The sequence below is a fragment of the Anaerostipes sp. 992a genome, from assembly GCF_001940245.1.
Lineage (GTDB): Bacteria > Bacillota > Clostridia > Lachnospirales > Lachnospiraceae > Fimousia.
The window spans coordinates 1-12,511 of the sequence record NZ_MJIG01000003.1 but is presented as its reverse complement, the minus strand read 5'-3'; the positions used below and the strand labels follow the sequence as shown (position 1 = coordinate 12,511).

The window sequence follows — 12,511 nt, the reverse complement described above, 5'->3', positions numbered from 1 at the left end:
AAAGCAATCCGGTAAAAACCAAATTACTTGAATATAGGACATATTATTCCTTCATCTTTGGCTGGAAAATCAAAGAGGCAAGATACGAAAAAATAAGTGCCGCTGAGGTTCCTACTGCAGCTGCTTTCAGTCCTCCACGAAAAAGCCCCAAAAATCCATCCTGATCCACAGCTTCCTTGATTCCCTTCCACAGATTATAACCAAAACCAGACAACGGCACTGTCGCACCGCATCCACCAAAGCTTTCCAGCCTTTCATAAATACCAAGTGCTCCTAACACTGCACCTGCAATTACAAGTAATACCATGATTCTCCCCGGCATAAGCTTGGTCTTTTCCATGAAAATCTGTACAATGACACATATGATTCCACCTACGAAAAATGCCTTCCAATATTCCATCATATGCTCCTTTCCAATAAAACGCCATGGGCAATTCCTGGTACGCTCTGTCCTTCATTAAAGCTTACCGTTGATAAAAGTGCCCCTGTCGGAACAAACAGTACTCTTTTCCACTGACCATTGCATATTTTAGGCACAACCAGAGAAGATAAGGTAACAGCACTGCAGGCACAACCAGATCCTCCCGCATTGGTATCTTGATCCTCCGACGAATAGATTTCAATCCCGCAGTCCATATGCTGTTTTGAAATATCATAGCCATTTTCTTTCAGCAGACGGATGAGAATCTCCTGACCGATCGTTCCCAGATCTCCCGTAATAATCTTGTCATAATCCTCCGGATTTCTTTTAAAATCCTGCAAATGCTGATAGATCACCTGGGCCGCTGCCGGTGCCATGGCTGCACCCATATTCATAGAATCCTTAATACCATAATCCACAATCTTTCCAGTGGTGATTCCTCCAATCTTTATCTGGCTCTTTCTCGTGGAAACCACAAAAGCTCCACTTCCTGTTACCGTCCAGGTGGAAGAGAGCGGACGCTGATTTCCATATTCTAAAGGAAACCGAAACTGCTTCTCTGCGCTTCCAAAATGACTGGAGGAGGCGGCCACTGCATGATCGGCATACCCTGCTGCCACCATCATAGCGGCCAGCGAAATACCTTCTCCCGCACTGGAGCAGGCCCCATAGATTCCAAACAATGGGATTTCAAAATCCTTCACTCCAAACGAAGTAGCGATCAGCTGTCCCAGCAAATCTCCTGCAAACAGATATCGAATATCAGAATTCTTAAGTCCTGCCTTTGTAATTGCCAGCTGAATGGCTCTTCTTACAAATTCACTTTCTCCTTCCTCCCAATTATCCTGTCCCGCCATTGGATCCTCGATAATCTCATCAAACAGACTTCCCAATGGACCTTCGCTCTCCTTCTTTCCCACGATAGAAGAAGCTGCCAGCAAATAGGGTGGATTGTCAAACTGAACACTTTGTCTGCCAAGAAATTCTCCCATCTGCATTTCCCCTTTCCTCGTACTGGGAATAGTTTGTGCAGTTTGAAGGAAAACTATTCTTATTTCTTGACAAAAATACTACAATTTTTTATAATCATCTTAGTTATTTATCTGGGGAGCTGTCCAAGGACGGCTGAGAGGGATTTGATCCGACCCATGACCTGATACGGATAATGCCGGCGTAGGGAGATATAATACCTTTTTATTATAAATTCTACAATCAAGTCAATACTCTCTATCCCCTCTTTATATTATGATTTAAGGAGGTTTTTTTATGGAATATTCCACTCAGATGGATGCCGCAAGAAAAGGCATCTTAACCAAAGAAATGAAAATCGTAGCTGAAAAAGAACACATGGATCCACAGAAGCTAATGGACCTGGTAGCCAAAGGACAAGTTGTCATCCCTGCCAATAAGTTACATAAGAGTCTGGATCCAAACGGAGTTGGTTTTTCTCTTCGCACCAAGATCAATGTAAACTTAGGCACTTCCCGTGACTGTGTGGATCTGGACATGGAATTAGAAAAAGTAAATAATGCTGTTGCCATGGGCGCAGAATCCATCATGGATTTAAGCTCTTTCGGTAAGACACAGCTTTTCCGTCAGAAGCTGACATCCGAATGTCCTGCGATCATCGGAACGGTTCCTATTTACGATGCTGTGGTTTACTACCATAAACCATTAAAAGAAATCACAACAGAAGAATGGCTTTCTATCGTAGAGATGCATGCCAAAGATGGCGTCGATTTTATGACCATCCATTGTGGTATCAATAAAAACACTGCAAAACGTTTTAAGAACATGAAACGACTGACCAATATCGTCTCCCGCGGTGGTTCTATTATCTTCGCATGGATGGAAATGACAGGAAAAGAAAACCCATTCTATGAACATTATGACTGGGTATTAGATATTTGCAGAAAATATGACGTAACCATGAGCCTGGGGGATGCCTGCCGTCCTGGATGTCTGGACGATGCTTCTGATATTTCCCAGATTGAAGAATTGATCACATTAGGAGAACTGACCAAGAGAGCATGGGAAAAGGATGTTCAGGTTATGATCGAAGGTCCTGGTCATATGCCATTAGACCAGATCGAGGCAAATATGAGAATCCAGCAAACCATCTGCAAAGGTGCCCCATTCTATGTATTAGGACCTTTGGTTACCGATATTGCTCCTGGATATGACCATATCACTTCTGCCATTGGCGGTGCTATTGCAGCAACCTACGGAGCTTCCTTCTTATGTTATGTAACTCCTGCAGAACACCTGCGCCTGCCAGACTTAAATGACGTAAAAGAGGGTATTATCGCAACCAGAATTGCTGCCCATGCAGCAGATATCGCTAAAGGACTTCCTGGTGCCCGCGACTGGGATACCAAGATGAGCATCGCACGGAAAAAGCTGGATTGGGAAGCTATGTTCGATCTTGCCATCGATCCGGAAAAAGCACGTGCTTACCGCGCATCTGCAAAACCAGAAAAAGAGGATACCTGCTCCATGTGCGGTAACTTCTGTGCCGTTAAAAATATGAATCGTATCTTAGATGGAGAAATCGTCAGCATTTATGATGAATAATCTGTTCCTCTGACAAGGACCGGATTTGATCCCAGACAGATTCCATCGATGGATCATAAACTGCAATCACATGGCAGCCAGCTTCTCTGGCTGCCTTTATTGCATACAGTGCATCCTCATACACCACTGTTTTCTCCGGCGCACAGTGATGCAGCTGACAAACCCTTTCATAAATCTCCGGTCCATTTTTTCCCATATGAAACTGATTCGCTGTATAAACTGCATCAAAATAAGAAAGCAGTCCGGTCCGCTTCAAAGCAACTTTCGCAAGCTTCTGATCGGACGTAGTCAGGACCACCACCTGCATGCCTTTCTCCTTTGCTTCCCTTACCAATTTCTTCATTCCCCGTTTGGCCGGAATCTCAAAACGGTACGCCATATCCATAAGATTTCCTATTTCCCGTATAATCTCTTCTCTGGAAAGGGTAAGCCCAAACACCTCTCGAAAATACTCTGCAGACTCGTTCAGTGTCATAGTCTCTATCGTCTCCTCCAACTGTGGTGGGGCATCGATTCCCTTCTGTAATAGATAATTTCTACCCAAATGCTCCCAGTATGGCATAGAATCCAATAACGTACCATCCATATCAAAGATGACTAACTTCTTCTCATTCATTGGTGATTCCCTCTGCCAGCTTTTTCAGTCGGGAAGCTGCTGCTCCTGGATCATCACTTGCAAAAATTGCAGAAATAACCGCAATGCCATCAATCCCTGTTCCTTTTAACTGCAGTGCGTTATCCTCACCAATGCCTCCGATGGCCACTACCGGAATGGTCATATGATCACAAATTTCCTTAAGCTGTTCATGGGTAACCGCTCTTGTATCTGATTTGGTATCCGTATGGAAAACTGCTCCTACACCGATATAATCTGCTCCTGCTTCCTGCGCTGCCAATGCTTCTTCTAAATTGCCTGCAGAAACACCAATAATTTTCTCCTTTCCCAAAATTGCTCTGGCCTGCTCATATGCCATGTCGCTCTGCCCGATATGGACACCGTCCGCATCGATTTCCTTGGCCGCATAGATGTCATCATTGATCACAAAAGGAACCTGATATTTCTCTGCGATTTTCTTTATTTCCTTTGCCTCTGCTACCATTTCTTCATGGGTAAATTCCTTTTCCCGAAGCTGCAGGAAAGTAATTCCGGCTTTACAGATATCCTCTACCTGATCCGCTAGCTTCATTCCCCGCAGCCAATGACGATCTGTCACTGCATATAATGTCATACTTTCTTTTTCTACTTTCATTGTTACCTCCCATTCATGAACCCCAGAGGGTCTTTCTTATATAAGAAATTCAGATAATTTCATATAATAAAGCAAAAGAAGAAGCTGCATCCTATGGACTTCACCTCTTCTTCTCTGTTATGAACACCTATGATTATTTCTTCTCTACGCCATATTTGTTCGCCAATTCAGTTGCAACTGCTTCGAATTCTTCCTGCTGCTTTTTCTGAAGTGCCATTCCTTCTACCTGATCTTTTACCTCTTCATAGGCTGCTGTCTTAGCCTCTGTTACATCAGACACTTTGATCAGATGATATCCAAACTGAGTCTTTACCGGACCCAATACCTTATTCAACTCACCGTTAAATACAGCATCTTCAAATTCCTTTACCATCTGTCCCTTTCCAAATGTACCAAGATCTCCGCCCTGGGCTTTGGATGGACAGGTAGAATATTCTTTTGCAGCTTCTTCAAAGGTCTTTTCGCCAGCTTCGATCTGGGCTGCTGCCTTTAAGCATTCTTCTTCTGTGTCCGTCAGAATATGCTTTGCACTGGCAGTTGCCTGCTGACCAAACTGCGCTTTGTTCTCTTCATAAAAAGCTTTTTTCTCTTCTTCAGATACCGTAACTGCCTGAATCACCTTGGTCATAGCCATACGGCTTAATAGATCCGCCTTTACAGATTCTAATACCTGTTTAAATTCTTCTGTCTCTTCTAATTTATCTTCTTCTGCTTTTTTCTGGAATAAATACATATCGATCAGCTGCTGAAGAATCTGTCCCTGAAATTGTGGATTTGACGCATATGCCTGCTGTTGCTGAGGCATTCTCTGTACAAATTCATTAAACTCATCTCTGGTAATTTCATGTCCGGCAACAACTGCCATAATCTCTTTGCTCATAGTTATTATTATCTCCTTCTTCTTTCAAGTCCGCTTCGCAGGAATACTCCTCCAAAACGTCGTGCATGTTTCCATTATATTATGTATGCTTCTTCTTGCCAAGTCTTTTTATAACCACGCCATGATCCAATGACTCCATATATAACTAAATGGCATGACCAAAACCATTGCCGGCAACATATCTGCAATCGGAAAATTCTTAAGCTTTATCATTCGAAAGCCGGTTGCCAGCATAATAAATCCTCCACATGCCTTAAAATCATTGATCATTTCCGGAGTGGTCAATGGATAGATCATCTTGGCCGCAAAGAACAATAGCAGGAAGAGTACCATCTGTGGGATTGCCACTAAGGAAATTACATATCCCAGATTACATGCAAAAATCATAGCAGTAAAAAAATCCAGAATGGACTTGGAAAGCAATATCGTATGATCACCGCTCATTCCTGAATCCAGACACCCATAGATACCAGTTCCACTGGCACAAAATAATACGATAATTGTAACCAGTGTCAACATAAACTCCTCTTCTGATAATGTACTCTTATTTTTGATGAACTTGGATGCCAGCCGCTCCATTCCTCTGGCCGCACGATCAATCTTCTGTCCCAGCATGATCCAAAGCCCAATGGCTGTCCCAATAATCAATGCAAAAATAACAGCTGGCATATTTTCCATCAATGGAATAGAATTAATTCCCATTCCCATGGAACACACACCAAACACCAGCGTAATCTCTGCTTTAAATCTGTCTGACAGCTTATTTCCCAGGATACCTCCAATCATCCCTCCAAAAACTACAGATAAACCATTTACAATTACACCTATCGGCATATATTTCTCCCTCTCTTTCTTTTCGTGTTTGATTTATTTTATCATAAAATAAGTCATCTATCCATTCATAACTTCTATGAATTCTTTTTTTATAGTCAAATTATACAACTTTATTTTCAATTTTTGTGCTATTTTTCTGTAGACTTTTTCCTAATTATTAAATATAATAAATACAACAGTTCAGATTGGTCCTACCAATGGTATTTTTATTTTTAATTCCCTAATTGGTCCTACCAATCAAGTAATTGCTAAATGAATGGAACTACTTTTTGTACCGTGTCTGAAAGCAAGAAGGATTTTTACCTATTATACGTCTTGATATACTTTTAGGAAAATACAATGTAAGTTCATACTGACGGACTTAAATTTCTACACAATAAAAAAGAATGAGACTTCTTTTTATCCTCCTGACTCAAACGTTTCCTTTTTGTTTCCTCCGGTGCCATCAATCTTCATTCCTAATACATTGTTTTACAAAACTTCGGCAAGCATTGATGAAAAAAGGGAATATCAACTTCTTTACAGTGGCATGGGACCCAGAGACCCAGAATCATCAACCATCTACTCCATTGGGCCTGTGACCCGGAAGTGATAGATTTTCTCCAAAAAATGTGAACCGTGATACCTTTTAAATGAGTAGTTCTCTCATTATCATCAAATGAGGGTGTCCCAAAAGTCATTAATAAAATGACTTTGGGGCACCCTCGCTGATTGTTTTAAGATTCTTTTTGTGATTATATTGTATTTACAGAATGAAATACCAGGCATGCTGCTCCGATCAAGCCGCAGTCTTCCCCTAAAACAGCCGGAACAATCTTGATATTCTCTTTCAAAGACTCATAGACCTTTTCTTTCACTCTTCTCATAATCTCTTCCACAAAACCTGGAATCTTTAAGGCAACACTTCCACCAAGAACAAAAATTTCCGGATCTAATACTCCATATAAAATTCCAATAAAGCTGGATAGATATTCATAGGCATCCTCCATAATCTGAGCTGCCTCTTGATTGCCTTCCTTGGCCATTGCAAAGACATCCCCTGCATGTTCTACCTCTAGCCCCATTTCTCTTGCACGTTTTGTAATTGCAGTTCCACTTGCGATAGATTCAATAGACCCCTTTTTCAAATCTCCTTGATAAGGACCGTTTTTCCATAAAATAGAATTGGCTACTTCCTGTGCAAATCCCTTTGATCCACGATAAATCTGGTCATGAATACAGAATCCAGCCCCTATTCCAGTGGAAATAGTTAAAAACTGCACATAATCATTTTCTTTTCCTGCTCCTAATACAGACTCCGCCAGACACGCAAGATTCGCATCATTTTCTAAATATACATTTACTCCTGTTTTCTCCTGCAGCTGCTCTGTCAAATGAAAATAGTGCCATCCTGGAAGATTGGGCGGTGTTAAAATAATTCCTTTTAACAAATCCAAAGGTCCTGGACAGGAAATTCCAATTCCTTCGATCTTATATCCAAATTCATCTATGACTTGTTTGATCTGATCTAATGTTTGTTCTGGATTCCTTGCATCTGTGGAAAACTGTTTTCTTTCCATTAATTCATACTTCTCATTAATCAGTGCAACCCTCGTATTGGTTCCCCCAACATCAATTCCTACTGCATACTTCATGGTCGCTTATCTGGATGACGGAACCCAGTTTGAATATTCTTTTGCCAGACATCGATATGATCGATTTGAATTCTTTACACACTCTGTTCGGAAGAATCCTTCATAATGACGCACAAATCCCATCCGACTGCAATCAGATGGGATTTGTTATCTTTATCCAATTATTCCCACTACTTTACCGATCCAATAGATTACTCCCAGTACCCAACTGGAAAATACCCCATACAAGATTACTGGTCCTGCAATGGTAAAGATCTTCACTCCAATTCCAAAAACCTGTCCTTCCTTCTGATATTCTATGGCCGGTGATGCTACAGAGTTTGCAAATCCGGTAATGGGTACCAGAGTTCCTGCTCCTGCAAAGTCCGCAATCTTTCCGAAAACATTCCATCCAGTTAGCAGGACGCTAAACAAAACTAAGAGTAATGTCACACAGGTCAGCGCATTTTCTTCCGACATTCCCCACATCTGCATAGCTAACTGCTTGATGAGTTCTCCAAGGGTACAGATAAGCCCTCCTACCACAAACGCCTTGATGCAATTATAAATACAGTTGTGTTTGGGTGTAATCTGCTCTACATATTCTGCATATTCCTGCTTGGTCGGTTCTTTCTTCATCTTTCATTCTCCTTCTATTCGTCATAATGCCAAATCATTGCTTATTTCTTCGTTTACAATAAGAAAAACTGAAACAGACTTCCCATCAGCTTGCCCGCCGCAATGCTATACACCAGATAGGGCTGCCCTTTCCTTAGCTTGATCCTTCTTGAGAAGATAGGAACGCTCTTTAACACCTCTGCCAAAGCAGCTGCAAGACATCCCACAAAAAATCCTCCAAAGAATCCGTAAAAGACCAGCCCAATCCATCCAAGCGATATCTGTATGGAATAGAGATAAATCACATTACCAAGCACTGCCCCCAGTACAATAGCATCCTCGAACATCACCGCATGATCCATCGTCTTTGTCACTGCTGCAATTCTTGGGATAATCCCAATCATACTTAAAAATGCAAGAAAGCTTCCGGCAATGATCACTCCAACACTGATTCCAATCAATCCGCGAAGTAACAAATTCAAATATTCCATCCTTTCCTCCTATTGTTCATTGTCATGTTCCTGCTGCTTTCTGCCTGCTCCAATGATAAACGTGTCATTGACATCCCGCTCATACATTCGCATCTGCACCTCAAATGGTGTCGGATCATCGGAAAGCCTCTTTCTGGCAGCATGATTGAAAAATACAATAATCCCAACTGCAAGTCCAATAGAATAACTAAGTTCCAGTATTCCCGGTCCCTTCTGCTCCATACCGGTCATCCACTCATAAACCTTGCCAAATAGCCTCTCCAACCCTACATCGTTGTTATAGGCCATGATAGAGATGGCCGCACCAAAAAATGCCACCAGACAGACAAATACGATCTTTAACTTCTGAACCCCTTTGCTTTCCTGACTACCCTCTTTGTAATAGACGATAAAATCCATCTCACCTAAATTGACCACTTCCAATTCCTTATCAATTTTCTTGATCTCCTCCAGAAGATTTAGTATGGAGAAAACTTCCTTCCCATTCTGCCCCTTTGGAAAACGAAATAATTTCGTCTTCTCCACCTGATGAGCAATCTCTGGACTGGTGCAATAGACCTTTCCAATGTCTTCAATCAACAGATCACGGTGATTGATGCAGGCACTTTCCTCTCCTTTAAAATAAACAACCATATGCATTCCTCCCCATTTCCATTCTTCTTTGCTTTAGTATGTGCATTTCCTATGATTTCATAACAAAAAAATGCCACTTTGCTTCTGATTGCAAAATGACATTTTCTCTTTTTTATTTGATTTTTCCATATAAAAACATCAAGACTCTTCGCAAAGGAATGATACACAGCCAGATATGCTCAAAAAATTTCCACCAGAAATCTCCTGGACCGATCCATTTTCCTTTTCGCTGCACTTTAGTAATCAACGCAAAGATCTGATCCTCTCTTAAAGGTCCTTCTATCTCTGTCTGAGCATCCCCGATCATATAATACCCATCTGACTTTTTCTTCCATATGCGATGCATAACAAACTGCCCATTGTCTCTCTGATAAAATACCATGTCTCCTCTTCTTAATGAGCGATTCGGCTTCTTAAAATAAATATAATCTCTTCTATGGATCAAAAATGGCACCATGCTGCTTCCAGATATGAGCATACTGACTTCCTTCCCCTGCTCAGTCAACTCTCGAAGCATGGACACATACTCTCCCGTATCTACTATCTTCATTCTACTCCCCCACTCTAAAAGTCCATAGCCATCCGGCTAGATTCTTCTTCACTTAATTCTGTCACATGAGTTTCCATCACTCGATACACTCTCTGGCACATATTTAATACACTTGGCCTATGCGTTGTAACAATACAGGTTTTGTTCGGCTTCTGCTTAATAATATTGCGAAGCACTTTCCGTTCCGTGGTTACATCCAATGCTGAAGTAGCTTCATCTAGAAGCAGTATCGGTGCATCTCGGAGCACTGCCCTTGCAATGGCGATTCTCTGCGCCTGTCCTTCTGAAAATCCGCGTCCTCGCTCTCCAATCTTACTGTTGATGGTATCTGGCATCTTGCCAACAAAATCCCAGGCACAGGAAATCTTTAATGCCTCGATGATTTCTTCATCGGTGGCATCCTCCTTCACCATCCGCATATTCTCTGCAATGGTTCCAGATAGAATCGTATTTCCCTGCGGCACATAGGCAAATAAGTGTCTGGTATCTGCATTCATTGGAATCTCACGACCATTCGATGCACAAATACAGGAGCTGCCTTCTTCTGGGCGAATCAGACCTAAGATCAGACGAATCATCGTCGTCTTTCCTTCTCCAGACGGTCCCACCAGAGCTACGATTTCCCCCGGATGGGCCAAAAATGCAGAATCCGTAATGACCCGCTTGCCTTCCACATAAGAGAAATTCACATCTTTCAGCTGTACCGTAAATCCATCCTCTGCATAATCATCCAGCTCGTTGCTCTCTGGAATATGTACCTCCTTCGGAAGTTCTACCAGTTCACGAATACGATGTGCTGATACCGAACTATTTAAGAAGGACGGTACGATGGAAACCACATTATTGAAGGCAGAAGATAGATTGCTCCTCTGCTGCAAAAATAGCGTCATGGTACCATAGGTGATATCATGGGTCCACAGACGGAACAGACAATAGCCAAATGCACTGTACTGAACGATCATCCCAAGAATGGACATGAAAATGCCCGTCTTAATGGTAAACATATTATATTCCAAACTGATATCCTTAAACTTCCTCTGCCACTCCCGCATCTTTCGACTATATAGAGAAGAAATCCCAAAAGACTTGATCGTATCAAAGTTATAAAAGGTCTCCACCTCAAAGGTCATCAGATTACTACTCATCTCTTTTACCTTCTGTCCATACTCCCTCTGCTTCTTTATGAGGAACTTAGACATGAGAAGCATCACTGGTGCACTGGCAAATGCAAGCAGTGACATGATCTTATCATAATGCCAGATTACGATAAAAGTGGCAATAAAATTATAGATGGCGATGATGATGGTCGGAAGCCAGCTGATGGCATTGCTGCTGACCGTATTCACATCGCTGTTAAAACGATTTAACACATCTCCATTGCTGTATCGATTAATGGCCAGCCATTCTGCATCGATGATCTTATCGAAAATATCCGCCTGAATGTCATTATTGATATAAATACTAAGCTTTGTAGAAATACGATTGATCACATTGGAAAAAATCAGCCCAAACACTGCACTTCCAAGAGTAATCGCGATCATAATCCCCAGCTTACTGGTCTGATAGCCCGTAATAATATCAATCATATACTTACTTGCCACGCTTCCCACCAGTCCCATGGAGGTACTAAAAATCCCCAGGATCGTATAGAACACAATGGCTCCTTTATATTTCTTACTATAAGAGAAGATCCACTTCCAATCGTCGATGATCTCAGAAAAGGTGCCATCCTTCCACTTTCCAATCAAAATCTCCAACGATTCGAACGAAATCTTCTTATCATTATTTTCTTCCATATGGGTATCCTTTCTATCTTTCTGTAAACATAATTTCTATTATACACAGGTGACATCCTCCCCCACCTGTAAAGGTAGGGGCTTCCCTAACCTCGGCGAGTTTGGTTCTCGTTCGATAGCACCAATGTTCTAAGCATAAGCGAGCTAACCCCGTGTGTCCCACGGTTATGTTATATTGAGTTGAGGTCATGCAATTACCAACCGCATTCCCTCGTTTCTGATATTTATGGCAGCATTTACATCTCTGTCGTGATGTGTTCCACATTGCGGACAATCCCACTCTCTGAGAGCAAGATTTTTCGTTTTAGTATTCTTGTAACCACAAGCAGAACAAATCTGACTGCTTGCAAAAAATCTATCCACCTTCACAAGCTTTTTACCCTGTTCCTCAAGTTTGTATTTCAAGAATGTTGTGAACATTCCCCAACCGTTATCCGAAACAGATTTTCCAAAATTCATCAACCGTGACATTGCTTTCATATCCAAATCTTCTACACATACACAATCATAAGCATTGGTTATCTGCCTTGATTGCTTATGCAGAAAGTCTTTTCGTTGATTGGAAACCTTTTCGTGGAGTTTTGCCACCTTAATTCTCTGCTTATTGCGATTGTTAGAAGCTTTCTGCATTTTGGAAAGCCTGCGTTGTTCTCTCGCTAATTTTTTCTCTGCGTTCCTATAATACCTCGGATATGCAGGCTCATTACCGTTACTGTCACGATATAATTCGTGCATGGAAAAATCCAAACCTAAAAAACTTTGCATCTCCTTTTCCTGTACTTGATTTTCATACTCAAAAAGAACACTTGCATAGTATTTTCCGCTTGGTGTTTGACTTACTGTCACAGATT

14 protein-coding genes and 1 riboswitch are annotated in these 12,511 nt (G+C 41.6%); of the genes, 1 reads left to right on the top strand and 13 read right to left on the bottom strand.

From position 1 onward, the window contains the following. Positions 1-43: 43 nt before the first annotated feature. Both spoVAE and spoVAD read right to left on the bottom strand, forming a co-directional pair. On the bottom strand, positions 44-400 hold the full coding sequence (gene spoVAE / locus BHF69_RS01800) for a stage V sporulation protein AE (RefSeq protein WP_075669378.1): 357 nt from the start codon (positions 398-400) through the stop codon (positions 44-46). Further along, positions 400-1,413: a stage V sporulation protein AD gene (gene spoVAD / locus BHF69_RS01795; RefSeq protein WP_075669830.1), complete on the bottom strand. Its 1,014-nt coding sequence runs from the start codon at positions 1,411-1,413 to the stop codon at positions 400-402. Before spoVAD ends, spoVAE begins: the two co-directional genes overlap by 1 nt. A 102-nt stretch (positions 1,414-1,515) precedes the next feature. Next, positions 1,516-1,618: riboswitch (TPP riboswitch) on the top strand. A 69-nt stretch (positions 1,619-1,687) separates the two neighbouring features. Here spoVAD and thiC point away from each other — a divergent pair. After that, positions 1,688-2,995 (top strand): phosphomethylpyrimidine synthase ThiC, encoded by a 1,308-nt coding sequence (thiC, locus tag BHF69_RS01790; protein ID WP_075669377.1) that lies wholly within the window; start codon positions 1,688-1,690, stop codon positions 2,993-2,995. Here thiC and BHF69_RS01785 read toward each other — a convergent pair. The 11 genes from BHF69_RS01785 to BHF69_RS01735 all read right to left on the bottom strand — a co-directional run. After that, entirely contained in the window at positions 2,976-3,611 is a 636-nt protein-coding gene (locus BHF69_RS01785; protein ID WP_075669376.1) for an HAD family hydrolase, read from the bottom strand. The two genes, thiC and BHF69_RS01785, sit on opposite strands and share 20 nt — an antisense overlap. Beyond that, a complete protein-coding gene (gene thiE, locus BHF69_RS01780; RefSeq protein WP_075669375.1) occupies positions 3,604-4,245 on the bottom strand; it encodes a thiamine phosphate synthase in 642 nt (213 codons plus the stop codon). Before thiE ends, BHF69_RS01785 begins: the two co-directional genes overlap by 8 nt. A 133-nt stretch (positions 4,246-4,378) precedes the next feature. After that, positions 4,379-5,125: a peptidylprolyl isomerase gene (locus BHF69_RS01775; protein ID WP_075669374.1), complete on the bottom strand. Its 747-nt coding sequence runs from the start codon at positions 5,123-5,125 to the stop codon at positions 4,379-4,381. Positions 5,126-5,233: 108 nt separating this feature from the next. Beyond that, complete coding sequence (locus BHF69_RS01770; protein ID WP_075669373.1) at positions 5,234-5,959, bottom strand: DUF554 domain-containing protein; 726 nt, start codon at positions 5,957-5,959, stop codon at positions 5,234-5,236. 734 nt (positions 5,960-6,693) lie between these two features. Continuing rightward, a complete protein-coding gene (locus BHF69_RS01765; protein ID WP_075669372.1) occupies positions 6,694-7,593 on the bottom strand; it encodes an ROK family protein in 900 nt (299 codons plus the stop codon). A gap of 153 nt (positions 7,594-7,746) precedes the next feature. Continuing rightward, on the bottom strand, positions 7,747-8,211 hold the full coding sequence (gene spoVAC, locus BHF69_RS01760) for a stage V sporulation protein AC (protein WP_075669371.1): 465 nt from the start codon (positions 8,209-8,211) through the stop codon (positions 7,747-7,749). A 53-nt stretch (positions 8,212-8,264) separates the two neighbouring features. Further along, entirely contained in the window at positions 8,265-8,681 is a 417-nt protein-coding gene (locus tag BHF69_RS01755; RefSeq protein ID WP_075669370.1) for a stage V sporulation protein AB, read from the bottom strand. A gap of 9 nt (positions 8,682-8,690) precedes the next feature. Then, positions 8,691-9,314: a stage V sporulation protein AA gene (locus BHF69_RS01750; RefSeq protein ID WP_075669369.1), complete on the bottom strand. Its 624-nt coding sequence runs from the start codon at positions 9,312-9,314 to the stop codon at positions 8,691-8,693. A 112-nt stretch (positions 9,315-9,426) separates the two neighbouring features. Then, a complete protein-coding gene (locus BHF69_RS01745; protein ID WP_075669368.1) occupies positions 9,427-9,864 on the bottom strand; it encodes a S24/S26 family peptidase in 438 nt (145 codons plus the stop codon). Between the two features lie 14 nt (positions 9,865-9,878). Further along, complete coding sequence (locus tag BHF69_RS01740) at positions 9,879-11,660, bottom strand: ABC transporter ATP-binding protein (RefSeq protein ID WP_075669367.1); 1,782 nt, start codon at positions 11,658-11,660, stop codon at positions 9,879-9,881. Positions 11,661-11,846: 186 nt separating this feature from the next. Then, a partial coding sequence (locus tag BHF69_RS01735) for an RNA-guided endonuclease TnpB family protein (RefSeq protein WP_143249453.1) occupies positions 11,847-12,511 on the bottom strand: 665 nt, incomplete at its 5' end.

Excerpts from the sequence above, each read along its gene's own strand:
- spoVAE (WP_075669378.1), bottom strand. The coding sequence starts at position 400 with ATGGAATATTGGAAGGCATTTTTCGTAGGTGGAATCATATGTGTCATT.
- spoVAD (WP_075669830.1), bottom strand. The coding sequence starts at position 1,413 with ATGGGAGAATTTCTTGGCAGACAAAGTGTTCAGTTTGACAATCCACCC.
- thiC (WP_075669377.1), top strand. The coding sequence starts at position 1,688 with ATGGAATATTCCACTCAGATGGATGCCGCAAGAAAAGGCATCTTAACC.
- BHF69_RS01785 (WP_075669376.1), bottom strand. The coding sequence starts at position 3,611 with ATGAATGAGAAGAAGTTAGTCATCTTTGATATGGATGGTACGTTATTG.
- thiE (WP_075669375.1), bottom strand. The coding sequence starts at position 4,245 with ATGAAAGTAGAAAAAGAAAGTATGACATTATATGCAGTGACAGATCGT.
- BHF69_RS01775 (WP_075669374.1), bottom strand. The coding sequence starts at position 5,125 with ATGAGCAAAGAGATTATGGCAGTTGTTGCCGGACATGAAATTACCAGA.
- BHF69_RS01770 (WP_075669373.1), bottom strand. The coding sequence starts at position 5,959 with ATGCCGATAGGTGTAATTGTAAATGGTTTATCTGTAGTTTTTGGAGGG.
- BHF69_RS01765 (WP_075669372.1), bottom strand. The coding sequence starts at position 7,593 with ATGAAGTATGCAGTAGGAATTGATGTTGGGGGAACCAATACGAGGGTT.
- spoVAC (WP_075669371.1), bottom strand. The coding sequence starts at position 8,211 with ATGAAGAAAGAACCGACCAAGCAGGAATATGCAGAATATGTAGAGCAG.
- BHF69_RS01755 (WP_075669370.1), bottom strand. The coding sequence starts at position 8,681 with ATGGAATATTTGAATTTGTTACTTCGCGGATTGATTGGAATCAGTGTT.
- BHF69_RS01750 (WP_075669369.1), bottom strand. The coding sequence starts at position 9,314 with ATGGTTGTTTATTTTAAAGGAGAGGAAAGTGCCTGCATCAATCACCGT.
- BHF69_RS01745 (WP_075669368.1), bottom strand. The coding sequence starts at position 9,864 with ATGAAGATAGTAGATACGGGAGAGTATGTGTCCATGCTTCGAGAGTTG.
- BHF69_RS01740 (WP_075669367.1), bottom strand. The coding sequence starts at position 11,660 with ATGGAAGAAAATAATGATAAGAAGATTTCGTTCGAATCGTTGGAGATT.